The following is a 24,423-nucleotide window of genomic DNA, read 5'->3' on the forward strand; positions in this document are numbered from 1 at the left end:
ACGTCGCCGACGGCGCACGACGCGGAGTCGGTTGGCTAGCGGCCGGGCCCGGTGGCCACGGGACGGTCGGGGTCGTTCGACCACTGCGACCACGACCCCGGGTACAGCGCCGCGTCCACACCGGCGAGGGCCAGCGCCGCGATCTGATGGGCGGCGTTCACCCCGGAACCGCAGTACACGCCCACAGGAGCGCCTTGTTCCGCTCCCACTGCGGCGAATCGATCTCGCAGCACGTCGACCGGTGCGAACCGGCCGTCGGCGGTCAGATTCTGGCTGGTGGGAGCGCTGATCGCGCCGGGGATATGACCGGCTCGCGGGTCGACGGGTTCGGTCTCGCCGGTGTAGCGTTCGGCGGCCCGGGCATCGAGGAGCACTCCGTCGTCGGCGAGTGCGGCGGCGTCGTCGGCGGTCAATGTCGGGAGATGTCCGGCCTCGAGCACCACATCACCGGGTGCGTCGGGATGTTCGTCGCCGGAGCGGGTGGGATTGCCGGACTCCGTCCATGCGCGGAGACCGCCGTCGAGTAACGCGACCTCGGTGAGACCGGCCCATCGAAGCAGCCACCACACGCGGGCGGCCGCGAGGTTGCCCGTGTCGTCGTACGCCACGACGGCACTCCCGGCGCAGACACCCCATCGGCGCGCCGCGTCCTGGAGCGCGCCGACCGAGGGGAGTGGGTGGCGACCGTCTGCCGGTGTCGCGGGGCCGGCGAGTTCACTGTCGAGGTCGACGAACACGGCACCGGGAACGTGCGCTTCGAGGTAGTGCCGACGGCCTTCGGTGTCACCGAGTGCCCATCGAACGTCGAGGAGCACGGGCGGCGCGTCACCGGTCAGCGCCTTCTTCAGTTCGTCCACGGTCACCACAGGTCGCATCACTTGTGCCCTTCCGGTCGGTACACCGATGTCCGGACCACTGTGACACGTCACCGATCGGTGTACGAGAGCAGACGCGGCTGGCATCCTCAGACGAATGACGAGATGGCGGTGGGCGGCCCTCATCCTGGTCGTTCTCTTCGGGGTGGTCGCCTGCGACACGGGGACGTCCGAACGAACCGTCACGCCGACGGCCCGGGTGCAGGCCACCGCGGACGGGCTGACGCTCGACGGTTCCCCGTGGTGGCCGGCCGGTCTCAACGCGTATCAAATGGCTACAGATTGGTCGGTCAATCATGGGTGCGGCGCCGAGGTCGACCTCGACTCGTTCTTCGCGAGCTTGCCCGACGCCTCGCTCACCCGGTTCAACGCCTTCCACTGGCTCGCGATCGACAAGAAGACGGGGGCACTCGACTTCACCGGAATCGACGCCGTGTTCCGGGCCGCCGAGGCACACCGACAACTACTTATTCCGGTCCTCGCCGCCCATGACGGCGCGTGCGGTGACGAGATCTTCAAGACCAGCAACTGGTATGCCGGCGACTGGAAGACCGTCGCGCCGGGCTCGGTGCTGAGCTACCAGGACTGGGTGACGACGGCTGTCCGCCGATGGCGGGACTCACCGTCGCTGGCGATGTGGGAACTGATCGGTGAGCCGGAACCACTACTGCCGGACCGCACGTGCACCCCGCAGGCGGCGAGCTTGTTGCGCGCGTTCGTCGACGAGGTCGGCGGCAGTGTCCGCGCGCTCGACGGCGAGCACCCGATCACCCTCGGGACGATCGGTGGTGGCCAATGTGGCACGGCGGGAGAAGATTACGTGTACGTCGGCGCCTCGCCCGCACTCGATGTCCTGCAATACCACGACTACGGGGCCGACGGAGTGCCGCTGCCAGGGGACCGCTACAACGGCCTGGCGGTGCATCTTCTGCAGGCACGCGGTCTCGGTAAGCCACTTCTCGTTGCGGAGATCGGGCAGAGCGCGGGGGCCGGTTGCGGTTCCGTGGGGGATCGAGCGCGCGATGTCGCGAACAAGCTGGACGGGCAGCGCGAGGCCGGTACTGCCGGAGCACTGTTGTGGGCGTTCGTCCCCGACCCCCGCCCCGCCGAATGCACCTACGACATCGGTCCCGACGACCCCCTCCGGCAGGTGCTCCGCGAGCGCAACGGCACCCGCTGACCGGACTACAGCACCCGGTACAGCCGCCACGTCGGCTGGTCTTGCCCGTCGTTGGGCACCTCGAGTTCGAGGGTAGCGATGTCTGCGCCGGTCTCGTACAGCGTCGGGTAGCGGCGGTTGACGGCATCCGATTCGCCGCGACCACTGTTGGGTACCGCCAGGAGGAACTGCACGCCATGCTCGGCGGGGCGGTTCAGCACCGAGGTGAAGTCCTGATCGGATGGGATCACGAAGGTGCGGGGACGTTCGGTGGCGGTGTACACCGCGAAGCCGTAGACCGTATCCATCAGGACCGAGCCCTCGGGCAGCGCCAGAGCATCGAGGTACCGGGCCAGTTCACGCTCCGTGGTGAAGGAGGCCAGGATCCGCCGTTCCGTCGCCCGGTGGTCCGAGGTGTCGGTGCTCGACGGGAACACGACGGACCGCAGCGCGTATTGCTGACTCGACAGCGTGGGTGAGAGCATCGACGCCCCGGTGACTGCGGGTGTGAGGACGACGAGAGCTGCGGCGAGGGCGGCCGGAACGGTTGGGGCGCCGGCGAACCGGGCGCGGACGAAACCGGATGGGCCGCGGCGCCGTTCGACCAGCGGGTCCCCGGCAGGGACCAGCTGCAGCGCGAGCACGGCCATCAACGGCAACGCGCACAGGTAGAAGCGGAGAAAGGGGAAGGTCATACCGCGCGCGTAACTGTAGGTGGCGAAGCCGAGGACGGACGCCAGCACCACCACCGCCGCCAGCACTTCGAGATCACGACGACGCCACGCCAGGGCGGCCGCGATCGGGACAAGCAGGGGAAGGGCGGGCCCGAGTACGAGACTCTCGGCGGCCGAGAACAGCACCGCGTAGACGGTATCGGTCGAACCGCCGCCGCTCTGAGCAAGAATGCTCGCGTTGCCGTATGTGGACGAGAACTGTTGCAAAGCCTGGCCGGTGATCAACCAGCTGATGGTGGCCCAGACGAAGAAGGCCATGGCGGTGGGCAACCCGACGAGAACGGCGTCGAGAAGGGCGGGCCGCATCTGTGCACGGCGGTTACGCCACCCGCGGCGCAGCACTGTGACGGCGAAGACGAAGACGGTGACGGCCAGCCCGGCGGCCAAGGCGTCGTATCGTGCGAGGTAAGCGAGGCCCAGCGCAAATCCCGCGGCAAGAAGATCATGGATGTCGTCGGTGGTGCACCAGCGAATGAGCCGCCGGGTGGCCCAGCACATCATGGCCAGGAACGGTGCCTCGCTCATCCCGTTGCCGCCGTAGAAGATGATCATCGGGTTGAGCGCGAATACGGCGGTGACTGTCCAGATCAGCCAGACCGGGCAGCCGCGGTCCGCACCGATCTTGTAGATCTGCACCACCGCGCCGGCCATGAACGGCGCCGACATCAGCACCCCCGTCACCGCCCACGAGGTGAGACCCGGCCACCAGTGGTTCAGCAGGACGGTGGGTAACTGCACGAGTGCGGTGAGCGGAGTGAACACGAACCCGATGGCCGCCAGATGCGGGTCGCGGCTGAACCACACACTGCGCGCGGCCGACACCCGGCTGAGAGCATCACCGAGTACGAAACCCTGCCCCACGGTGAGATACAGGCCGACACCGAGATAGAGAGCGGTACACCCCCAGAACAACCAGCGCGTCGGCCTCAAGAAGCGTCCCCCGCCCCGGAACTCGTCGAACCGGATGGGTTCGGCGCACTGAGACCGTGGAACGTCTTTTCCCAGTACGACGGGTTGCGCACCAACTGGTAGGTGCCCTTGAGGGCGGCGACGCTCATCATTACCCAGTACAGCGGTGTGGTGAGTGCGGCCACGAGTAACGCCGAGTTGTGCGTTTCTCGGCAGGCGATCAGATTCATGTACAGCACCGCCGCATTGCCGAAGACGAGCGAGATCAGTGCCGGAAAATACACGTAGGCGGGGAAGATCTGCTGAATCACGGACGGCTGCCCCAGGATCCACGCGAGGCTGGTCAACCAGAACAGCATGTTGAGGCAGGCGATGAGCGGAGTGCCCGCCATCAGGGTGGTGAACCGGAAGAACCCGACCGGGCCGAGTCCGCGCCACAACCCGATCGGACGGCGCATGTGAACCAGCCAGGTCTGCAGATACCCCTTGTACCAGCGGGACCGCTGCCGCACCCAGTTGATGGCGTCGCTGTTGGCCTCTTCGAGAGTCGTGGAATCCAATACGGCGGTCCGATAGCCCGATTCGGCGATGCGCACACCGAGGTCGGCGTCCTCGGTGACGTTGAACGGGTCCCAGGAGCCGATCTCGTCGAGCACGCTGCGACGCAGATGATTCGACGTCCCCCCGAGCGGAATGGGTGCGTTGCTGCGCATCAGTCCGGGGAGGATGAACCCGAACCACAGGGCGTAGTCCGCGGTGAACCAGGCGGTGAGCAGGTTCTGCGTGCCGTTGTGGAACGCGAGTTTGGCCTGCACGCAGGCGGTGTCGTCGGGCAGTCGGTCGAAGGCGACGACCACTCTCCGCAGTTGCAGAGGATCGGGGTGGTCCTCGGCGTCGAAGATTGTGATGATCTCGCCGGTGGAGAAGTGCAGCCCGTAGTTGCACGCTTTCGGTTTGGTTCGCGGGTCGGCCGGCGGCACGAGGAGGATCGTGACCACATCACCGACGCCCGCTGCTCGGGCCGCTTCGATGGTGACGTCGTCGTCCTCTTCGAGCAGCAGCAGAACCTGGAGTTTATCCGCGGGATACTTCAGCGCGGCCATCGCTCCGATGAGGTCGGCCACCACTTCCGGTTCGTCGTACGCCGGCACCAGAATTGTGTAGGGCGGCAGTTGCTCGTCCGGGACGGCGAGCGCTTCGTCGTCGCTGACGGTGACGATGGTGCTGCCGTCGAGCCCACGGCTGAACAGCAGCAGGCGATCGAGCATCGTCCCCACATAGCCGAGGGTGCACAGCAGGGTGAGAACGATCAGCGTGGGCGTCAGAAAGAACACGGCAGACAGGACCGTCAGGGTCGCAAGCGCCAGCAGCGTGTTGCGCTGCCACGGGTAGAACGCCACCGATGCCGAGGAGAGTGGATGCTTCTCCCGGAGCCCGTTCACGGCGTCGTGCAATGCCGCCGCACGGAATTCGGCGTCGGAGTGAACGTCGTCGTCCAGGGCGTACGCATTTTCCCGGGTCACCATTGCTGCTCCTTCACGATTTCCCCCGCCAAGGTCACCAGCATGTCGCGGTCCTTGTATTCCGGCTCGGTGTCGGACACCGCGTTTTGTCCGCGGAGCAGCACGGCCAGCGTATTGGCGCCGTTGGTGGCCATGGACGGCGCCGGTTCGGGGAACTGGGCGTCGGGCTCGTGATTGTCGACGCTGACGAGCGTGATGCGCTGGGTCAGCTCCGGGCTCCGCACCCACACGAAATTGAGGTTGCTCCAGGTGAGCAGGAGATCGTCGTCGACGATGGTGTACATCTCCGCCACGACACCCCGCCCGATGTCGATCGCGACCTTGGGGCTGACCCGCGCGTTTTCGAGTTCGTACATGGTCTGGCTGGGATACACCTCCAGCGTGCTGGGCCTGCGGACCGAGAGCACGTCGACCTGAACGGTGCGGTTGCGGTTCTGGGTATCCCACGCGGGATTCGGCTCGGTCGTGCGGATGGTCTGGCGGGTGAGTTCCGAAGTGACACCGAAGTATCGACGCGGCCACGAATATTCGGTCACCGCATGTTGCTCCCATCGGCTGGGGACGAGAATTCCCGCGGCGGCGGACGGCGGTGGGCCGGGGGAGACTGGGGTGAGGTTCTGGTCCGGGAGCGGGGGGATGAACATCACGAGCGCCACCGCGAAGACGGCGACCGTCGTCAACCCGCTCGTCGGTGTCGTGGGACGCCGCACCGGCCGGTCCAGCGGTGTCATCGGGCCACCGCGCCGCGTGTACACATAGAACGCGATCCCGACGAGAATGGCGCTGCCCAAGGCCGGACCCAGTTGGACGACGAACAGCGGGGCGGTCGGGAAGTGCTGCACCGTGAAGTGCAGGGCGATCGTGCCGAGCAGGACGGAGGCGGCGAAGCCGGCGACCGCCCGCCGGTTGCTGCGGTTGACTGCGATGGCCGCGGCCCCGGATGCGAGAACCACCATGATGAGCCCGAACGCGAATCGGTTGCCGCCGAGCAGGACCCCGAGAGTGCGGTAGGGAAGGGGGAACAGCCCGATCCCGAGTAACCACACAGGCCAGAAGCGGCTGACCGACCGCAGTCCGAACACCAGGACCGCGGCGCTGAACAGGAACACCCATGCCGCGACCACGTCGAGATGCATCAATTGGTAGTTCTCCGCGTACCGGGGCATCAGCAGCATGCGAATGCCCAGCGACACGAGCAGACCGATGCCGCCCACGATCTTGTCGGTCTGACGGTCGTGGATCGGTAGCTCGTTGTTCCGTCGTAGCGAAATTCCGATGGCCGCGGTGATGCAGAGAAATGGCACGACGAAGACATAACCGATGGCCGTGCCCTCGACTGCGCTGAACCAGACGTCTTGCCAGGTCTTCCAGAAGCCGAAGACGGTGGCCGCCCCGATCAGGATCCAGCGGACGCCCAGGCGCCAGGATGCGTCGAACGCGGGATGTCGAGTAACCATGGGGGAGTCGTCACCGCGGAGCCGTGCGCGAGCGACGTGACCGCAGGAGCACCACCACGGCCACCACGATGCCGGCCAGGAAGAGGGCCCCGCCTACCGCAAGTACCCACACCAGGGCCGCGGATATCCCCGAAGAGGTGGAACTGCTGCCGCTGTCCGGCACGGACAGTTCGACGGGGTCCCGGTCGGCGGTCGTGAACAGGACGTCGCCGTCGAGGCCGGCCCACCGGTCGGGCGAGCTATGCAGCCATTCGAGCGTGCGGTCGAGTTCCCCCGGCACACCCGTGGAGCCGGCGACAACCAGCTGCCGTTTTCCGTCGAACGTCGTTTGCAGCGACGCGAAGTCGATCGGTGCGCCCAAGGTGACCGCCGCCGATTCGTCGGTCGACGGGTCCGTGAGCTCGAGCGTGGTGTTCTCGGTGCGTTCGAGTGGTAGCGGCACACTGTCGGGCAGAGCGCCGTCGGCTGCAATGAGAATGGCGGGCTTCGCGGACTCGATCGCCTCGTCCAGGGACACCCAGCGGGGGTCGAGTGGGATGGTGGTCAACGACTGCAGTCCGGTGACGACGGCTACCGCCCGGGCTGTGTCGTCGAACCCACCGACCGTGCCTGCCACGTCGACCCCCGGCAGCATTGACTGCGGCAGAGCCTGGAAGCCCGTAGGGTTCGGCTCTTTCGACGGTTCGCTGGTGACCTCGCTGTCGGGGTCGATGGTGAGGGTGACGGGTTGCTCTGTGCCACAGTGGTTGGTGGCACCCGTGGTGTTCAGGGCGACGGTGAGGGTGGTGACCCGGCGCAGGGCGTCGTCGGGGACGTCGATCCAGCGATCGATGACTCCGCTGGGTTCGGCCGCCCAGCTGTCGAGCGTGTACTCGCCCGCGGTCACCGACAGGAGACCGCTTCGGTCATCGGGCAGCGGGGTGTACGAGCCCTGCAAGTTGACCCGCAACGACCCCGACGCCCGGCCGAGTCGGCTCTGATCCAAGCCCACGGCCACCTCGGCCCGCCCACTGGACGTGGCGACGAGATTCGTTTGGCCGAGATTCCGCAAGGTGGTGGAGGTGGGAGCAAGTATCGGCGGGCGATCCATCGACCCGGCGATGGCCCGGGCGTCGACGGCCACCGCAGCGACCTTGCTGGTGACCAGTCGAACCTGATCCTGCAGGGTGGCGTCGTCTCCGTTGAGGCGTAGGGCCGAACCTCCACCGGGCAGGGGAACTAGTTCTGTTGCGGGCTCGCCGCTCTCCCGGATGATCACCGACCGTTCGAACGGGCCGCCGGAGGGAGGCAGCAATGGCAGGCCCTCCGGTAGTTTTCGGACGTCGACGCGTACGGGCTGGGCGCCGTAGTACGCGACGACCGCCCCGGCGAGATCGAGGGCGGCGGCACTCTCGGTCTCGGTGGGGTCGCCGGGGATGTAGAGGACGAGCTGCTGCAGAACCGGCGGCAGGAAGTCGGCCACTACAGCCGGATCCGTGGGTGCGCCGCTGTAGCGGACCGTGACGTCCCGCAGGGTGAGGCCGCGGCTCGCCCACGCCTCGGGGCAGAAGTTGTCGATCGGGATGAGCGTGCTGCGCAGGGTGACTGCCACCGCCTGATCCGTGATCTCGGCGCCGGTGAGCGGAATCGATATCGGCGCATTGGCAGCGGGAGCACCGGGAAGATCCACTCGGGCCAGAGACCGGTCTGCCGATTCGACGTCGATCCAGGCACGTCCCACGTTGCCCGGAAGATCGGCCACCGCCTCGAGCGACGTGGGGGTGAGGCCCTGTGGGACGGGCACCGTGACGGTGACCTCGTCCTGATTTCCCTGGAACGGAACAGCGGCACCGAAACCGAGTGCGCGGGAACCGAGAGTGACCGACTCGGCGGGTGCGGGCTGGTCCACCGGGTCTTGCGCGTACGCAACCGGCATCGGCAGGAGGACGAGTCCACACGCGGCCAGTACGGCAACGAGTCGGGCAACACGCGGTCGTGCGGGCACTGCGACGGGCATCGGCGACTCTTTCGGTGCAGGACTAATCAGTGGGTGGGGCATTCGGTACAAATGGGACGTCCGTCCAGGACGCTACTCTGTGACCTCGTACCCCGACCTACCGAACCTGAACCACCACCTCGCCGAACGTCGTTCCACCGGGGCGGAGTGCGAGCTTCCGATGAGCGTTACCCGCGACGAACGGGAGCACGACCGTACGGCTGCCGGACCGCTGGGCTGTCCGGTGCGGTGGGAATCGGTTTGGTGACCGGGGAGGCGTCCAACGTGAATGTGCTTCCGTGGTGCGCCAACTGGAGGGGCTCGCCGGAGATCAGCCGATACGTCGCCACCAGCGGACGGACATCGACGTGTATTGCGCTGCCGCGCACGGTCATGCGGAACGATAGTCGCGTCAACTGCGGCGGGATCCGGGGTGCGAACGTCACGTCGCCGTCGTGGTCCCGCATGCCGCCGAATCCGGCGACGCAGGCCGTCCAGGTACCCGCCAGTGAGGCGATGTGAAGTCCGTTCTCCACGTTGGCGTGGAGGTCGTGGAGATCGGTGAGTGCGGCCTCGGCCAGGTAGTCGTAAGCGAGTTGCAGGTGCCCGACCTCCGCGGCCATGACCGCCTGGACGCACGCCGACAGGGACGAGTCGCGGACCGTGAGCGCCTCGTAGTAGGCGAAATTGGCGATCTTCTGCGCGGGGGTGAAGGCATCACCACGCAAATACATCGCCAGCACCAGGTCTGCCTGTTTGACCACCTGTTTGCGGTAGAGGTCGAAGTACGGGTAGTGCAGGAGCAGGGGGTAGTGCTCGGGCGGGGTGCCCTCGAAGTCCCATTCGTCGTGATGGGTGAAGCCTTCGGACTGCTGATGCACGCCCAGTGCGGCGTCGTACGGAATGCGCATGTGCTCGGCCGAGTCCCGCCACCGTGCCGCTTCCTCATCGTCGACGCCCAGCTCGCGCGCCTTTGCGGGTCGCCGCTCGCATGCGGTGGCCGCGTCGCGCAGATTCTTTTGCGCCATGAGGTTGGTGAACACGTTGTTGTCGGCGATGGCCGTGTATTCGTCGGGTCCTGTAACACCGTCGATGCGGAATTCGCCGCGCGAATTGTGGTGGCCTAGGGTGGCCCACAACCGTGCGGTCTCGACCAGCAGCTCGAGCCCGCATTCGTCCTCGAACTCGGCGTCGTGGGTGGCGGCCAGGTACCGCGACGTCGCCACCGCCACATCGGCACCCACATGGAACGCGGCGGTTCCGGCGGGCCAGTATCCGGAACACTCGTCACCGGTGATCGACCGCCACGGAAAGACGGCACCGCCCTGGCCGAGTTGCAGGGCCCGCCGCTTCGCCTTGTCCAGGGTGGAATGTCGCCAGCGCAGGGCGTCGCGGGCCGAGTCGGGCACGGTGTAGGTGAGCAGCGGCAGCACGAAGGTCTCGGTGTCCCAGAACGCGTGCCCGTCATAGCCGGGGCCGGTCAGGCCCTTCGCGGGAATGGCGCGCGACTCACCGCGCGCACCGGCCTGCAGCACGTGGAACAAGGCGAAACGCACCGCCTGCTGGAGTTCCGCGTCACCGTCGATCTCCACGTCCGCGGTTTCCCAGAAGTCGTCGAGGTATTCGCGTTGGCGGCGCAGCAGCTCGTCCCAGCCGGTTTCGAGCGCTCCGGCCAAGGCGCCCTCGACCTGCCCGCGCAATGCTGGTGTGGACCGTCGGGCCGACCATCCGTAGGCCAGATACTTGGTGACCCGTAGTCGCTGTCCGCTCGGCACATCGGCGGCGACGGTGAGGCGGGCAAGGTCTTCTTCGGTCTCGATGCCGCAGCGGGCATTTGCCGGGAGGTCGATCTCGTGGTCCATGCCTGCGGCCATGCGCAGACCCGAGCTCCGCGTGTGGTGGGCGAGTACCGCTCGGAAGTCGTGGGCGGCGGCGAAATCGGAGACCAGCGGGTTGTCCAGGGCTGCTGCGACTCTCGGGTCGTCCGTCCGCGCCGGGATCGGCTCGTTCGCCAGGAGGTCCGATTGCAGGACGAGTTCGATGTCCCCGTCGAGTGGTTCCACCTCATAGTGGATGGCGGCGACCGCACGGGAGGTGAACGACACCAGCCGCTCCGAATGGATGCGCACCCGTCGGCCGGTCGGGGAGGTCCATTCGGTGGTGCGGCGCAGTGTGCCGGACCGGAAGTCGAGCACTCGCTCGTGGTGTGTGGCACTGCCGTACCGCATGTCCAGTGGCTCGTCCTGCACCAGCAACCGGATGATGCTGCCGTCGGTGACGTTGACTACCGTCTGGCCGTCCTCAGGATAGCCGTAGCCCGCCTCGGCGTAGGGCAGCGGGCGTTGCTCGTAGAAGCCGTTCAGGTAGGTGCCGGGCAGGCCCCGTGGTTCACCCTCCTCGAAGGTGCCCCGAATGCCGATGTGTCCGTTGGAGAGCGCGAAGGTCGACTCGGTGGCGTGGAGTGCCTGCAGGTCCAGTCCGCGCCAGCGCAGCTGCCACGGCGATATCTCGTAGCCCTTGTCGTCTGCCATGCTCACCTTTCCAGCAGTTCGGCCAGGTCGTTGACCACCACGTCGGCGCCGTGCGCGCGGAGGGCCTCGGCTTGATCGTTGCGGTTCACGCCGACAACGAATCCGAACTCACCGGCGCGTCCCGCTTCCACTCCGGACAGGGCGTCCTCGAACACGGCCGCCTGATCGGGATGCACGTTGAGTGCGCGCGCTGCGGCGAGGAAGGAATCCGGTGCAGGCTTGCCACGGAGTTCCTGATCGCGGATCACCACGCCGTCGATGCGCACGTGCACATATCGGCTGAGATCGGCGGCGTCGAGGACTTGCTTCCCGTTCGCCGACGACGTGACCACAGCGATCTTCAAGCCGGCGTCGTACGCGGACTTGATGTATCGCACCGAACCGGGGTAGGGGCTCACCCCCTCCTCGTCGATCACCCGCAGAAGGCGGACGTTCTTGGTGTTTCCGACACCATTCACCGTCTCGGCGCCCGGCGGATCGTCGGGGAGTCCCTCCGGCAGCGTGATAGCGCGGGAGGTGAGGAAGGTGCGCACCCCGTCGGCGCGGGGCCGGCCGTCGACGTAGTCGTAGTAGTCCTGGTCGGTGAACGGCCGGAAATTCGGGCCCTCGCGATGCTTCAGAAACTCGTCGAACGTGCGTTTCCAGGCTTTGCGGTGCAGCACCGCCGTGCCGGTGAGCACACCGTCGAGATCGAACAAACAGGCCGAGATCGCATCAGGCAGTCCCATCACCTTCTCGACGGTACCGCCGTCGCCGGTGGTTTCGCCGAGGCGCGCGCGGGTGTCGGCGGATCGGAATCGGGTCGGTCTCGATTTCGGTCGAAACCGGACAAACCATACCGATCGGACTGTAGGTTCCGCCGTGACTGGTAAATAGATGTGCAAACGAAGGAGCTGTCTTTGAAACGCTTGGTGATAACCGCGGCAAGTTGCGCACTCCTCACCCTGTCGGCGTGCGGATCCGACACCGAACCGACACCGACCTCCGAAACCTCCAGCTCCACTACCAAGGCCACGACGACCTCGGCCACCTCGACGACGAAGACCTCGGAGTCGGTACCGCCCGCCGTGCCGCCCGGGTCGAACGACGGGGGCGGCAGTGCGCCAGGCGCAGGGTCGGGCGGTGGTGGCGGGCAAGCCCCCGCCGCAGGTCAGCCGGCGCCCGTGAATCCACCACCCGCAGGCGTCGCGCCGCCGCCGGCGCCGGTGATCCCGCCACCGCCCGTCGTGCCACCGCCAGTGGTGCCGCCGCCCGCGGAAGGTGAGGATCCGCCTCCGGCCGAGGGTGAGGACCCGCCCGCGGAGGGCGAGGACCCGCCGGTCGAGGGTGAAGACCCGCCGGTGGAGGGCGAGGATCCGCCGGTCGAGGGTGAAGACCCGCCCGCCGAGGGCGGTAACTGAGGCGCCTCTTTACGACGCACCCCTCCCCGCGGATACGCATGAATCATGCCGTGTCCTGGGAAGGGTGCGTCAGAGTCGTCACAGATCGCCGACGCGATCGGCGAGTAGTTCGCAGTACGCGCGCGCAAGTCCCGGCGCGGTGCGCACCCCGGCCGACCGGATAAGCCTTGGTCCTTGCCGCCGCTGCCTTTCTGGATGTTCACTCGCGGGTCGACCGCCTACGGCTTCTTGAACCTTCGGGCTTTTTACCCCGCCCGACTTCAACTGGTGTGTTGGCGGCTCACTCGGATGAAGGCCTACGTTCGTTCTCCACCGACGGTCTTGCTCGCCATGGCTGCTCCGTTGTGAAAAACAGTTTTTCGCAATCGATACTCGTCGGTGTCTCAGTTCAGTAACCGGCCAGCGCACACGTTTCCGGGTCGATCCAGCCTTCTTCGCAACCGTACTGCATTTGGATCTCGCCGCTGGTCGGCGCGTCGTCGCAAGCGGTGCCACATCGTTCGTAGCCACTGACTACACCGTCGCCGTCGCGGTCTTGGCTGGGGTCATAGGGGTAACCTGACTCGCCGCCTGATGGTGCAGGCACCGGCTGTAGACACGCCGGGTCAGTGGTGGAGTAGCTGCCGTCCGTGTAGACAGCAGTCCCGCCGTAGTCGCAGTACCGCAGCTCCCGACCGGGAGGCGAGGTATCGCAGCTCGGTTCGTATCCGGTGGTGCCGTCCGAGTACAGGGCCGTGCCGTACTGGTACAGCGCTGGGTCGCCGCATTCGAAGGTGATCGGCTCCGGTGTGACCTCTGGTTCCGGAGCGAGGGCCGGGGCCGGCTCTTCGACCACGGGCGGTGGAGGCGCGCTGGTCGTAGTGGGGAGTGCCGTGGTGGTGGGTGGCGTCCCAGTGGAGGTGACATTCGGGACGCTGATGTCGCTGCCGGCGCAGCCGCTAACCGCGAAAATGCATAGGAACAGCACCGACACCAGGGCACGGATTGTGGACATGAGGTCGATCTCCGATCAGCAGTATGCCTGGACTATCGCTGACCGCACCGCGGTCGTTTCACGGTCGATGTAGGGGCCGGAAGGCGCGGCAGGCCGCTGTCGCTGTGGTCGTTGATTCTCGTCAACCCGGTGAAATGAGGCGCTCGAGCGTACTTTCGCGCCCACCTTGGGTCGGCCGATCGGGGGACGACGAATTCAACCCGAATGGCGCCCGATCGGTGGACAGACGCCGGCCGGGAACGGCGGGAGAGTTGTGCCATGCGTTATCGCGCATCGGATCACCCATCCTCGTGGACAGGAACACCCGTCATGTCACCCGTTTCCGATATCCGGACGGCGCGGTGCCGTCGATCGCGGCGCGTGCTGTTCGTCGGTAATCCCACTCGACACTCGGACGTGTCGCAGTGGGCGATGGTCCGGCAGTGGGTCGTCCTTCAAGGACTCGAACCGATCCGGTCTTTCGGCGACGACGTGCTCTGCGTGATCGTGACCGAGGATGTGCTCGACGGCCGGTGCTCGTCGGCGGAGTCGCTCGTCGTGCGGCAGGCCCGGGACAACGCTGTGCCCTGCATCAGCGTCCACGACACCACCACGATCTGGCACACGACGGCCCGGGTGCGAGCCCGTATGTCGCTGTCGAATGGGACGCCGCGGGAAGGTGCGTGAAACCGGGTGTATTTCCTGTTCACAGCGGTTTTGGAAGGTTTCGGCGCGGGCACTCCCACGGTGGGGAACCGTTTCGTTCTTGGAGGTGAATGAGTCATGTCGACGACATCCGGAATGTCGATCGAAAGACACCCCGACATTGCTGCATTGCGCGATCGCTACGACAGAGTCGCGGAGAGGCCCGTCACGCAGGTGGCCGAGGGTCTGATGTTCATCGCGGCGCTGTATGTGGCGGCGTCGCCGTGGATCGTGGGCTTCGGCGATCAGATGGGGCTGGCGATGTGCAACCTGATCGCGGGCATCGCTGTTGCCCTGCTCGCGGTCGGATTCACATCGGCGTACGGCCGCACCCATGGGATGACCTTCGTCGCGCCGTTGCTGGGTCTGTGGATGATCGTCAGCCCGTGGCTGGTGGCCGACGTCAGCACAACCACAGGCATGATCTGGTCGAACGTGCTCGGCGGCGCCATCGTGTGCCTGCTCGGCCTCGGTGTCACAGCGATGGGGATGCGCGAAGACCGCGGAGACCGCATGAAGTAACCGGTCGACTACGTACGAGAGGAGATCCGGAGACAGCGCCTGCCCATCAACGGCGGGCGCTGCCGCATGTGGGCAGCATTTCTCAGAGCCGCCGACGGAGGATGTTTCGCGGCGGCAGGGGGGTGATTCTCAGCGGTTGAGGAACGCGTCGTGGTCCGCGTGGGCGCGCTTGATCAGATCGAGTAGCGCGGTCTCCTCGCGCACCATCTTCTTGAACTTGGGGTCGAGGCTCTTGAGCTGCTGCTCCTCCTTGACCAGCTTGCTGTAGATCCGTTCGCGCTCGTCGGCATCTGCCGTGTAGTCGAGGTCAACGTAGTTCGCAGCATGGTGTCGGGCGCCGGCGATCGCCGCTTGGGCCCGGCCCTTCTGGCTTGTCAGGGAGGCGATGACGGTGACGATCAAAACTCCGATGATCACGCTGAGGGACAACGCGGTGCTCACTTCCACCACGTCGACGGGTTCGCCATCGTTGACGAACGGCAGGTTGTTCTCGTGCAGCGCGTGCAGGATCAGCTTGACGCCGATGAAGCCGAGGATGGCAGCCAGGCCGAACGAGAGATAGATGAGGCGGTCCAGCAACCCGTCGAGGAGGAAGTACAGCTGCCGAAGTCCCATGAGGGAGAACACGGTGGCCGTGAAGACGATGAAGACATTTTGGGTGAGGCCGAAGATCGCCGGGATGGAGTCGAGGGCGAACAGGATGTCGGTGCCACCGATCGCGACCATCACCAGCAGCATCGGCGTCATGGCCCGCTTGCCGTTCTCGATGGTGAAGAGCTTGTCGCCGTCGTAGTGCTCGGTGGTGTGCATGAACTTCTTCGCGATCCGGATGATGAAATTGTCGGCCGAGTGCGACTCCTCGGTCTCGGGGCGGAGCATGTTGCCGGCCGTGATGAGCAAGATGAGGCCGAAGATGTAGAACACCCACGCGAACGAGTTGATCAGCGCGGCGCCGAGGAAGATGAATGCGGTGCGGGCGAAGATCGAGAACACGATGCCGAACAGCAGAACCTTTTGCTGGTCTTCACGTGGCACCCGGAAGCTGGACATGATGATGAGGAAGACGAAGAGGTTGTCCACGGATAGCGCCTTCTCCGTCACGTAGCCGGCGAAGTACTCCGCCCCCATGGTGACGCCACCGAAGATCAGGACGACCACACCGAACAGAAGTGCCAGGCCCACGTAGATCGACGACCAGATCGCCGCTTCCCGGAGGGTCGGAACGTGGGCATGGCGGACGTGGAAGAAGTAGTCGAACGCGAGCAGAGCGACGATCACGACGATCGTCAGGCCCCAGGCGAGCGGAGTTACATGCATCGTCTCTGCCTTCCAGCCGGGAACGCGGTTGCTGTCGTCAGCCTAACCGCGGCGGGACGAGATAGTCCCCCGCCCGGCGGAACTCACACAGAGCGACTGGTCGAACAAGCCTTGCCCACCGGAAGAATATTTGGTGAAGCGCAAGAACATACCGAAGGATCGATTAACGGCCCAGTGTCCGACGCCTGAACAGGATTGCGGCCCGCAGCAAGCGGATCCGGTTTTCTTTACGGCAGTTTCTCCACTCATCGACTCGTGAGTCGATCCAAATTTTGGGGCGGGAGGGCATTGAGTGCTGAGCCGAATGCCACGTGTTCTACTGCGGCACTTGGCCGTTGCGGTTGCGAAGTCCGGCTGGTCGTGTAGAAAGAACGAGTGCCCGACAGGGTGCAGATCCAGAGTTCTCCCCCTAGACGCCTCGACAGGAGCAAACATGTCTTCAGCTTTCGGCAGCCTCACGGAACTGGTCACCTTCCTCGCACAGTTCCTCACCTTCGGGTCAGAAGCTGGATCCAGCGGCGCATAAGTCGGCATCTTTCTGAACTGGGGCTCACAGAGTGGGCCCCAGTTCAGGTTTTGTGGTGACCCATGACCCACGGGTTACGGCGTTGTCATCGCGCGCTGGGCGGCGGGCCAGAACTCCAGTCCTGCCGTCATCAGCCCGCCGAGCCCGATGATGATCACTGCCGCGTCGACACTGGTACGTCCCTCCTTGGCCCAGTACACGTCTTCCAGGTCGAGTAGCAACGCCAGTTCGTCGACAATGAGCGCGAGTCCGGCGCCATACGACAGGGGGACGGTCGGATGCCGCCGCTGCTTCTCGGAGCCGCGTACCGCGACGGCCCCCACACCCGCCAGTGCGCAGATCCCGAGATTGTAGTGGTGAAAATGGCGGCCGCCGAGTGTCATCCCGCCGCTGCTGGGCCCGTGCCCATCCTTGATCCAATGGGTCAACGCACGTACCCCACCGAAGGTCAGGGTGAACGCGGTCCAAGCTACGACTGCGGACTGCTCGCTGGAGTCGAGGTTCTTCCGCCACGCGGCCTGTACCCGCTGTAGTCGGGTCCGCTTCGGAGCAGTTCTGTCAGGACGATTTTCGGTCACGACATCGATCGTGCCACCGGCCCGCGGAGATCATCCTCCGTTCGGTTCCATCAATTCTTATGACGGCCACAATCCGCCGTTTGTAACAAAACGAGACCTAACTAGGTAGTAAGTCTCGTTTTGGCAAAAAAACAGACCGTACGTATGTTTATCGGCATACTGGACGGCATGTGGTGGGTCATAGGAATAGTCGTGATATGGGGACTCGGGGCGATACCGCTTGCCGTTCTGTTCGGTTCGGCGGCGCGGCTGAAGGATGAGCGTGAGCTACCCCGAGACGATCGAGTGGCCTGGTGGTCGTCGGTTGATTCGACGACAAGCCGAGCACTCCAGCATGGGGCTTGATTCCGGTTAACGCACGCCATCAACGACGACGTATGTGTTGGCGGCATACCCATTCCTCTGCTGCGCCGTGGAGCTTGCTCGTCGAAAGGAACCTCACCATGACTACTGTTTCCCGGATAGAGGTGGCACGGGCCCGACGATCCCGTTTGGTTCTGTTCGTCGGTAACCCGACAAGATCTCGAAGTTACCCAGTGGGCGAAGCTACGGCAGTGGGTTACGGCCCACGGTTTGAAACCGATACGGGAACTTAGGCGGGACGTCCTCTGTGTAATCGCGACGGTCGACGTCATGGATGGGGTCGGGTCTGCGAAGGATTCCGCGATGCTGCAACGTGCGCAGGAGGCCGGCGTTCCTTGTGTCGGCGTCCATGAGACCAGTCGCATCTGGGGGCTCACCGCTCGCGCGCGAGCGTTCAGCGACCAGGCCGTCGAGGGCCCGCTTGCCCGTACCCATCACGAAGGGGCATAGGAGCCCAACGACGGGTTGTTTCCAGCTTGACTGGCCTGGCTCGTGAGAAGCAGGTGGTGTGTCATGCCACCGTCTGGTCTGGCGGATCGTGTCGGTGGTCATCGCTCAGCGGGGCCGGTTGCTCCCGCACATCCTTTAGCCGGGCCGCTCGGCCGAGCACTATCGCGAGCGGTACCGACAAAACCACCCACAGCAGCACCGCAGCCCCTAAAATCCACCACCACACCCTTCGAGTATGCCCGCGGTTGGACGCTCGTTAAAGACCTCCGCCTGTGCATATCCTGTGGAAACTCTGACTCGACGGACGGGCGGAGCGTTTACCCGTCTGTGAACCTCGACCCCCGGTCGTTCTTACGACTCCGCTGGCCTCGAGCAGGCTGGCCATAACCCACGGGTAGGCGCGCCAATCCGCTCGGTCCGATCTGCCGCTGCTGTTTCTCGTAGATCACAAACAGAATAAGAACCTGTTCACCGTCGAAGAACGTGGAGAGGGATACGGTTTCGGCCGCTCAACACGGCCGTGAACTATCTGAGACGCGAAAACACAAACACAGACGCCGGATTGGCAGCCGCATCCCGTTCATCGCCCGCAATCGCTGCTGCGATCCACTGTCAGCGTGTACAAAGGAAGGGCGAACTAAGCTCGATCCCGGCTACACGCGCCGCGCTCCTTCGGTAGGTATTGCTTTTGCGATCTTGGACGATGGTCCAGGAATGCCCCAATAAGCCTGGAGTCAAGGGTATTTAGACCCTTACTCGCGAGTAGGTGAGACGCAGCCGATGCGAAAGTTCCCTTACCGCTTGTGATTCGCCTCACAATCCACAGCGAAAAAGCGCGGTTCTGGCGCGGCTCGCGATAGCCAAATCGATTTGACCAGCACTTTTCTGCCGGATGGCATTGCCGGTCCGATCTGGAAGCAACCCGTGTTCGATAGGTAACGGACGCCCCATGGGTGCGATCATTTAGACGGCAGCAATCCGGGGGGACGGTTTCTCTTTTCCGTCACACACCACAAGTCATACGGGCTGCCGACGCGCGTAACGGCTTCAGGCGGAAGGTGTGCGATGGTTACGGCATTCAATGTGCCCCTCAGCCCCGCAGTGGGTGTGGAGGGTTCGGCGACTGCGCCAGGGGCCGGAAGGGTCGGCAGTCGCAGGGACTGGCAGGCAGCCTACATTCGACGACTCAGGATTTCGGACACCCTAATCGTGATCGCGGCTGTCGCGATCGCGCAGTGGGTTCGGTTCGGAGACCGTGAGGTTCTGGCGTCGTCGAGCTCGATCCCGGATCTCAGCTACTCGTTCATCTCCGCGGCACTGATCATCATGTGGCTCGCCACCTTGGTGATCTTCCGAACCCGCACAATTCGGGTGATCGGGAGTGGCCCGGAAGAGTACCGACGAATTTTCTCCTCGACGATTCGTCTCTTCGGCTTGATCGCGATCGTATCTCTCCTGTTCAGAGTCGACTTGGCGCGTCTGTACCTCGGCATCGCCTTTCCAGTCGGATTGGCGGCGCTTGTCATCAGCCGGTGGTGCTGGCGTCGTGTAATCGCGCGCAAGCGGGCGCAGGGCGAGTTCCAAACCTCCGTGCTGGTGGTTGGCGGCGAGCGAGCGGTCCGAAGCCTCGCGGAGTCCTTTTCGCGCGGTACCGCCGATGGATATCGTGTTGTAGGTGTCTGCACACCCGGCCGTGGCGTTGAGTGCGGGCAGAGCATTGTCGTCGGTGGACGGGAAATTCCGGTGCTCGGGGACGAACGGCACGTGTTGAGCGCACTGAAGTTCTGCGGCGCCGACACCGTGGCAGTGACGGCCACCGAGCATCTCGGTCATGATGGGATGCGCGCGCTGGCCTGGGCGCTGGAGCCTCATCACGTCGATTTGGTGGTAGCCCCTGGGATGATGGATGTTGCCGGTCCGCGTCTGTCGATGCGGCCGGTGGCCGGCCTTCCCCTGATACATGTGGAGAAGCCTCAGTACCACGGTGCACAGAAGTTCATGAAGACCGGATTTGACCTCGTCTTCGCGAGCTTGGCGCTGATCGCCATCAGCCCGCTGATGCTCGCTGTCGCAGTCGCAATCAAACTGACGAGCAAGGGCCCTGTGTTCTACAAGTCTGAGCGAATGGGCTTGGACGGCAGACCGTTCCCAATGTTCAAGTTCCGAAGCATGGTAGTGGACGCCGACAAACAGGTCGCTTCACTGATGAAGTCGAACGAGGGCGCCGGCGTTCTCTTCAAGATGCGCGAGGATCCGAGGGTCACTAAGGTCGGCCGGATCATGCGGAAGTTCAGCATTGATGAACTGCCGCAGTTCATCAACGTTCTACGCCGTGAAATGAGTGTGGTAGGCCCCCGTCCACCTCTCCGCCGGGAGGTGAAGGCATACGACGGAACGGTTCGGCGCCGGCTACTGGTTAAACCTGGAATCACCGGGCTGTGGCAGGTGAGTGGTCGGTCGGACCTGTCCTGGGAAGAGACCGTGCGGCTGGACCTTTCGTATGTCGAGAACTGGTCGATGACCGGGGACGTGTTGATCATCGGCAAGACACTCAAGGCGGTGGTTGCCGGTGATGGCGCATACTGACTCTGACCTCACACGCGGAGCGATGGGCTCCTTACCTCGTAAGAGAAAGCAGTTCCCGATTGGTGCCGACATCAACACGGCGGTGATTGGTCTACCGCCCGACGTGGCAAAAAAGTTAGCGCCATGGCACCTTGGCACGGCCGCGGTCGTCGCCAGCTTCCTTGCCATGCCATTCGGACCAAGAATGAACCAAGCGGCACTATTGCTCTTGGTGGTCGCAATTGTTGCTGCAGCTTCAACCACGACAAACTTCTTGACGAATGCAATTGTGCCGCTTGCATTGGTGATACCCGCGTGGTGGATGATTCTCTTGCTTCACCCCAATGTTATCAACCTAGACACGGGCATACTCGGCTATCGCGCGTCTGTGGTATTTGTATTGGGCGTTCTGCTGGGCGTTCTGTGGAAAAGACGCCCTAGAGCTGCATTGGTATTGATTTGGTGGAGCCTATTGATTGCGTGCGCCGCTTCAATCGTCCTATACCTCTACTTCCCTGGTATCGAAGCATCATTTTCTCGTGCGGCCGATGTGTACACCTTTACGTTTCGCGGACGCCGGAGACTACAAGGACTGTTCGCCGGGCCCTTCCACGCATCGTTAGCCGGCGCATTCTTAACGCTTTCGTCACTGCGAGTCTCTTCCATAGTTCCGCACCGTTCCGTGCGCATCTGTGGGTTCGCGATAGGGATCGGTTGCTTGCTCATGTCGCAGGTCCGTAGTGGTCTGGTTTCGGTCGTCGTCGGTGCCGTCCTAATCCTTATCGTGGCTGCGCCGACAGCGGTACGTATACGCGCTATTTACGGTGCCGGATGTATGGCGATACTCGGCACCATCTTCTCATCGGCTTTAATGTCAATGATCAGTCGGCTTCCATCGGTTGATTCGTTGTTTTCTGCGACTGGCGACTCACGGTTGTTGAATCGCGAGGGTACGTGGCGGGCTGCGATAAAAATGATCGCCGAGTCTCCATTCATTGGCTGGGGTCCGGGTTCCGCTGGTGCCACGCTTCAATCATCTTTCCCACCGGGTGGACATATTACGAGTCACAATCTCGTATTGAAGTACGGAGTCGAGGGAGGTATACCCGGCGGGATAATGATCGTCGCGCTCCTCGTGGCACTCGCCATCGGAATCGTGCGAGCTGGTGATCCGACAGGAATCGCAATTGCAGCTTTCGTCCCGATTGTCGTTTTTGGATCAATTGGATCAACTGTAGACGCACTGCCGGTTAGTTTTGCGCTTGCGGTGATCCTTGGCATTTGCGCCAATCCGGCGAACCGCGACGAGCTGTCTGCGCCAGCAACGCAACGGGATCACGTTTCGAAGGAAGTTCGGGAGGGGGTGGCAGATGGAGCAAGGTGAAGGAGCGCCGAGTACTAGCGCGACCGAGCATGTTAAATGGATCGATGTGGCCAAGGGCATTTCGATAGTCTTGGTAGTCCTTCTTCATGCCACAGAGTGGTCCGGGTATGTCATAGACGTTCCGCATTGGATTGAAGAAATAAACGCTTGCTTGGCGTCGGTACGCATGCCGCTATTCTTCTGCATATCCGGCATGCTTGCGACGAAGTGGCTACAGAGGACCTGGCGTGCAGCATATTCCGGCAAGTTGGCTTTGCTGATATGGACCTTCTTGATTTGGCAGCCAATAGTTTTCCTCTACAAGCTCGTAGCCGCAGACGTACTTCCCAATCAGTCGTACCCGCAACTGCAGTCCCACCTGGTAAGAATGCTTGCTTCTCCACTCCGGCCAAATGGCGAGCTCTGGTTCTTGTGGGCATTGGTTCTATTTGTAGTGATCGCAAAGGCTACGATGCGCGTCCGGAAATCGGTACAAATTGCCGCCGCATTTTCATGCTCAGTTGTTTGGTTCGGTCTATTAACACCAATCCTGGGATCAAATCGCATGAGGATTATCGGAGATGGATGGGACGGTGTATTCACACTATACATGTTCTTCCTGATCGGGATCCTCTTTAAGGAGGAGCTGCTTTCAATTAGCGAGAAGATCCCGGCAATCGGTTGGTTCATCGTTGCACTCACAGGTATTGCTATCATCACGGCTGCGCACGTACTAGATCTCGATCAATATGTTGCCCTCCCGACTCTGAGTAGAGTTCTCGGGCTTATTACGGGAATCGCGTGGGCAAAAATATTGGTACGATCGGGTTTGCTGAGTTACTGGGGACGCGTAACATTACCGATCTATCTCGCGCACACGGCAATCATTGTTGCAATTTGTTGCACTATTTCGATCACTGTGCAAACGTCGCCGACGGCGAATAGCTGGAATCAAGTAGTTCCGTTCGCGATTGCAGCTGCCGCCGTGTCTATCTCTTTGTGTGTCTATCGCCTGCGGCGATGCGGATGGTTTCGTTTCCTATATGAACCGCCTAGTGGCTTTGTGCGCGGAAGCACCCGAAAAATAGCCGTTGGGAAATGATTGTCGTGGTAACAACAAAGACAGTTGATCCGAGATCGGGCCTGCAATCCACGGTCATACGACTGCTAAGGTTAGCGACGCACAAGACGGTACTGTGTCAGATAGTCGGTGGCCTGAGCGCGATTTCGCTTTTAGTCCTTCTGACGCGCCTTCTTCCCGTAGGCGACTATGCGCAGTATATTGTTGCCACGGCCATTTGGGCAATTGCAAACGCAGCCTTAGGTGTGGGAGTCGGTCTACGCATATCTCATGACGCTGCGAATGGCGCTGGCACATTCTCTTTTACTAGTCGCGAACTCGTGCGGCTGACTATTGGCATGCTCATATGTGGCGTACTCTTTCTCGACGTCAGTGGTGACCCGATTCGTAGCATGTGCGTCGCCGCAACATTGCTTTCTTTCGTTGCGTGCGAGGCGGCGATCTCGCATGAAGTTGGAGGGAGACGATTTGGGTCATTCTTCATTATTTTTTCCCTTCGCTCGATTCTGCCGGTTCTATTGATTGGGCTGTTCGCGTGTTTCCATGAACCCACTTTTGACGCGGCGGTGGTCTCGATCCTTGTCGGGAACATGGCAGGCATGTGCGTAGTTGCAACGAAATTCCGCTGGAAGCAGGCGGTAGGAAGCTCGGTGTCCTCGGGACCGGTTAGCGCCATTTCGCTCGGGGTCTGGCTTCTTGCGAGCGCCGACAAGATCATTCTGGAGAGAACCTCTGATCTCGTACTGTTGGGTAGCTACGCTTTGGTATATGGCCTACTTGACCGCGTCTTCCGCGCGCTCCAAAATGCGTACACGGCCAAACATGTCGGTGAGGCGTTTTCTGGCAGTGTAAAGAAAAGCAGCATCGGTTTAGGCGCCGCCAGTTTGGTCCTGGCGCTGGTGCTGGCACCGATATCGGTCTTCCTCTGCCGCATTATCTCCGGCGGGCGCTACGAGCCGAGCATAATAATGTCCACAATCGTATCTTTGTCACTCGCGATTATGTTTATCAGCGCCCCATACTATCTGTCGATGCTCGCGCTGAAAAGCTACTCGGTTCCAACAGTCGTGATCTATACTATTGCCGCGGTCAATGTGGTAGGAAACGTAATCCTGACGCCGAACTTCGGGACGATGGCGTCCGCAATCCTCACTTTTGCGTCATACATGGCATGGCTCGTTTTTCTGTTCGCATGGTTTTTTGTTCATTCGTCTAAACGGATAAACTCCGTTCCATCCGAGAGGGTTTTCGTTGAGTAACGATATCAGCGTGCTCGCATTCCCGATGCACGGCCAGCAGAAACTCCTTTCGGAAGGCTACCGTACGCGCGATGGCCATCTTATCGAGTGGTTTGGGCGTCTCACGTCAGAGCATGGATCGGTTGCGGTTTGTTCGCGGCCCGAGCCTCATTACCTCC

Annotated in this window: 19 protein-coding genes; 9 read left to right on the forward strand and 10 right to left on the reverse strand. The window is 63.2% G+C overall.

Features of this window, described 5'->3' with window-relative positions; translation table 11 throughout:
• Window positions 1–35: 35 nt before the first annotated feature.
• Window positions 36–866, reverse strand: a complete 831-nt coding sequence (locus HYG77_RS22465) for a sulfurtransferase (protein WP_208963482.1) — start codon at window positions 864–866, stop codon at window positions 36–38.
• 106 nt (window positions 867–972) lie between these two features.
• Between HYG77_RS22465 and HYG77_RS22470 the strand changes: the two genes are divergently transcribed.
• The gene (locus HYG77_RS22470) at window positions 973–2,055 is read left to right on the forward strand and encodes a beta-mannosidase (RefSeq protein WP_208960673.1); all 1,083 of its coding nucleotides are present in this window, start codon (window positions 973–975) and stop codon (window positions 2,053–2,055) included.
• A gap of 5 nt (window positions 2,056–2,060) precedes the next feature.
• Here the strand turns inward: HYG77_RS22470 and HYG77_RS22475 are convergent, their stop codons facing one another.
• From HYG77_RS22475 to HYG77_RS22500, 6 genes are all read right to left on the reverse strand, one after another.
• Entirely contained in the window at window positions 2,061–3,698 is a 1,638-nt protein-coding gene (locus HYG77_RS22475) for a glycosyltransferase family 39 protein (RefSeq protein ID WP_208960674.1), read from the reverse strand.
• Window positions 3,695–5,203 carry a glycosyltransferase gene (locus HYG77_RS22480; protein ID WP_208960675.1) on the reverse strand — a complete coding sequence of 503 codons (1,509 nt, stop codon included), beginning with the start codon at window positions 5,201–5,203 and terminating at the stop codon, window positions 3,695–3,697. The genes HYG77_RS22475 and HYG77_RS22480 overlap by 4 nt, the downstream gene beginning before the upstream one ends.
• A complete protein-coding gene (locus HYG77_RS22485) occupies window positions 5,197–6,657 on the reverse strand; it encodes a hypothetical protein (protein ID WP_208960676.1) in 1,461 nt (486 codons plus the stop codon). Before HYG77_RS22485 ends, HYG77_RS22480 begins: the two co-directional genes overlap by 7 nt.
• A gap of 10 nt (window positions 6,658–6,667) precedes the next feature.
• Window positions 6,668–8,653, reverse strand: coding sequence for a hypothetical protein (locus HYG77_RS22490; protein WP_109332914.1), 1,986 nt, complete (start codon window positions 8,651–8,653; stop codon window positions 6,668–6,670).
• Between the two features lie 167 nt (window positions 8,654–8,820).
• On the reverse strand, window positions 8,821–11,163 hold the full coding sequence (locus HYG77_RS22495) for a glycoside hydrolase family 65 protein (protein ID WP_208960677.1): 2,343 nt from the start codon (window positions 11,161–11,163) through the stop codon (window positions 8,821–8,823).
• Between the two features lie 2 nt (window positions 11,164–11,165).
• Window positions 11,166–11,891: a beta-phosphoglucomutase family hydrolase gene (locus tag HYG77_RS22500; RefSeq protein ID WP_109332910.1), complete on the reverse strand. Its 726-nt coding sequence runs from the start codon at window positions 11,889–11,891 to the stop codon at window positions 11,166–11,168.
• Window positions 11,892–12,062: 171 nt separating this feature from the next.
• On the opposite strand from HYG77_RS22500, the gene HYG77_RS22505 reads away from it, so the two are divergent.
• A complete protein-coding gene (locus HYG77_RS22505; protein WP_244373052.1) occupies window positions 12,063–12,563 on the forward strand; it encodes a chromosome condensation regulator RCC1 in 501 nt (166 codons plus the stop codon).
• A 388-nt stretch (window positions 12,564–12,951) separates the two neighbouring features.
• Here HYG77_RS22505 and HYG77_RS22510 read toward each other — a convergent pair whose 3' ends face one another.
• Complete coding sequence (locus tag HYG77_RS22510) at window positions 12,952–13,557, reverse strand: hypothetical protein (protein ID WP_244373054.1); 606 nt, start codon at window positions 13,555–13,557, stop codon at window positions 12,952–12,954.
• A gap of 309 nt (window positions 13,558–13,866) precedes the next feature.
• Here HYG77_RS22510 and HYG77_RS22515 point away from each other — a divergent pair, with 309 nt between their 5' ends.
• Window positions 13,867–14,223 carry a hypothetical protein gene (locus tag HYG77_RS22515; protein ID WP_208960678.1) on the forward strand — a complete coding sequence of 119 codons (357 nt, stop codon included), beginning with the start codon at window positions 13,867–13,869 and terminating at the stop codon, window positions 14,221–14,223.
• Between the two features lie 96 nt (window positions 14,224–14,319).
• On the forward strand, window positions 14,320–14,763 hold the full coding sequence (locus tag HYG77_RS22520; RefSeq protein ID WP_204164815.1) for an SPW repeat protein: 444 nt from the start codon (window positions 14,320–14,322) through the stop codon (window positions 14,761–14,763).
• Window positions 14,764–14,892: 129 nt separating this feature from the next.
• Here HYG77_RS22520 and HYG77_RS22525 read toward each other — a convergent pair whose 3' ends face one another.
• Window positions 14,893–16,080: a TerC family protein gene (locus tag HYG77_RS22525; protein WP_208960679.1), complete on the reverse strand. Its 1,188-nt coding sequence runs from the start codon at window positions 16,078–16,080 to the stop codon at window positions 14,893–14,895.
• Window positions 16,081–16,680: 600 nt separating this feature from the next.
• Window positions 16,681–17,184: a hypothetical protein gene (locus tag HYG77_RS22530; RefSeq protein WP_244373055.1), complete on the reverse strand. Its 504-nt coding sequence runs from the start codon at window positions 17,182–17,184 to the stop codon at window positions 16,681–16,683.
• 666 nt (window positions 17,185–17,850) lie between these two features.
• Here HYG77_RS22530 and HYG77_RS39790 point away from each other — a divergent pair.
• The 5 genes from HYG77_RS39790 (at window position 17,851) to HYG77_RS22555 (ending at window position 24,265) form a co-directional block, all read left to right on the forward strand.
• The gene (locus tag HYG77_RS39790) at window positions 17,851–17,997 is read left to right on the forward strand and encodes a hypothetical protein (RefSeq protein WP_244373057.1); all 147 of its coding nucleotides are present in this window, start codon (window positions 17,851–17,853) and stop codon (window positions 17,995–17,997) included.
• 1,065 nt (window positions 17,998–19,062) lie between these two features.
• On the forward strand, window positions 19,063–20,583 hold the full coding sequence (locus HYG77_RS22540; RefSeq protein ID WP_208960680.1) for a sugar transferase: 1,521 nt from the start codon (window positions 19,063–19,065) through the stop codon (window positions 20,581–20,583).
• Window positions 20,570–21,946, forward strand: a complete 1,377-nt coding sequence (locus HYG77_RS22545) for an O-antigen ligase family protein (RefSeq protein WP_208960681.1) — start codon at window positions 20,570–20,572, stop codon at window positions 21,944–21,946. Before HYG77_RS22540 ends, HYG77_RS22545 begins: the two co-directional genes overlap by 14 nt.
• On the forward strand, window positions 21,933–23,027 hold the full coding sequence (locus HYG77_RS22550) for an acyltransferase (RefSeq protein WP_208960682.1): 1,095 nt from the start codon (window positions 21,933–21,935) through the stop codon (window positions 23,025–23,027). The genes HYG77_RS22545 and HYG77_RS22550 overlap by 14 nt, the downstream gene beginning before the upstream one ends.
• Window positions 23,024–24,265, forward strand: a complete 1,242-nt coding sequence (locus HYG77_RS22555; protein ID WP_208960683.1) for a hypothetical protein — start codon at window positions 23,024–23,026, stop codon at window positions 24,263–24,265. The genes HYG77_RS22550 and HYG77_RS22555 overlap by 4 nt, the downstream gene beginning before the upstream one ends.
• The last annotated feature ends 158 nt before the right edge of the window (window positions 24,266–24,423 follow it).

This window comes from Rhodococcus sp. ZPP, assembly GCF_017656075.1.
In the GTDB taxonomy this organism is placed as follows: Bacteria; Actinomycetota; Actinomycetes; order Mycobacteriales; family Mycobacteriaceae; genus Rhodococcus_F; species Rhodococcus_F oxybenzonivorans.

Coding starts and splice junctions, on each gene's coding strand:
- HYG77_RS22470 (WP_208960673.1), top strand. CDS start 973: ATGACGAGATGGCGGTGGGCGGCCCTCATCCTGGTCGTTCTCTTCGGG.
- HYG77_RS22480 (WP_208960675.1), bottom strand. CDS start 5,203: ATGGTGACCCGGGAAAATGCGTACGCCCTGGACGACGACGTTCACTCC.
- HYG77_RS22485 (WP_208960676.1), bottom strand. CDS start 6,657: ATGGTTACTCGACATCCCGCGTTCGACGCATCCTGGCGCCTGGGCGTC.
- HYG77_RS22490 (WP_109332914.1), bottom strand. CDS start 8,653: ATGCCCGTCGCAGTGCCCGCACGACCGCGTGTTGCCCGACTCGTTGCC.
- HYG77_RS22495 (WP_208960677.1), bottom strand. CDS start 11,163: ATGGCAGACGACAAGGGCTACGAGATATCGCCGTGGCAGCTGCGCTGG.
- HYG77_RS22500 (WP_109332910.1), bottom strand. CDS start 11,891: ATGGGACTGCCTGATGCGATCTCGGCCTGTTTGTTCGATCTCGACGGT.
- HYG77_RS22510 (WP_244373054.1), bottom strand. CDS start 13,557: ATGTCCACAATCCGTGCCCTGGTGTCGGTGCTGTTCCTATGCATTTTC.
- HYG77_RS22515 (WP_208960678.1), top strand. CDS start 13,867: ATGTCACCCGTTTCCGATATCCGGACGGCGCGGTGCCGTCGATCGCGG.
- HYG77_RS22520 (WP_204164815.1), top strand. CDS start 14,320: ATGTCGACGACATCCGGAATGTCGATCGAAAGACACCCCGACATTGCT.
- HYG77_RS22525 (WP_208960679.1), bottom strand. CDS start 16,080: ATGCATGTAACTCCGCTCGCCTGGGGCCTGACGATCGTCGTGATCGTC.
- HYG77_RS39790 (WP_244373057.1), top strand. CDS start 17,851: ATGCTGCAACGTGCGCAGGAGGCCGGCGTTCCTTGTGTCGGCGTCCAT.
- HYG77_RS22540 (WP_208960680.1), top strand. CDS start 19,063: ATGGTTACGGCATTCAATGTGCCCCTCAGCCCCGCAGTGGGTGTGGAG.
- HYG77_RS22545 (WP_208960681.1), top strand. CDS start 20,570: ATGGCGCATACTGACTCTGACCTCACACGCGGAGCGATGGGCTCCTTA.
- HYG77_RS22550 (WP_208960682.1), top strand. CDS start 21,933: ATGGAGCAAGGTGAAGGAGCGCCGAGTACTAGCGCGACCGAGCATGTT.
- HYG77_RS22555 (WP_208960683.1), top strand. CDS start 23,024: ATGATTGTCGTGGTAACAACAAAGACAGTTGATCCGAGATCGGGCCTG.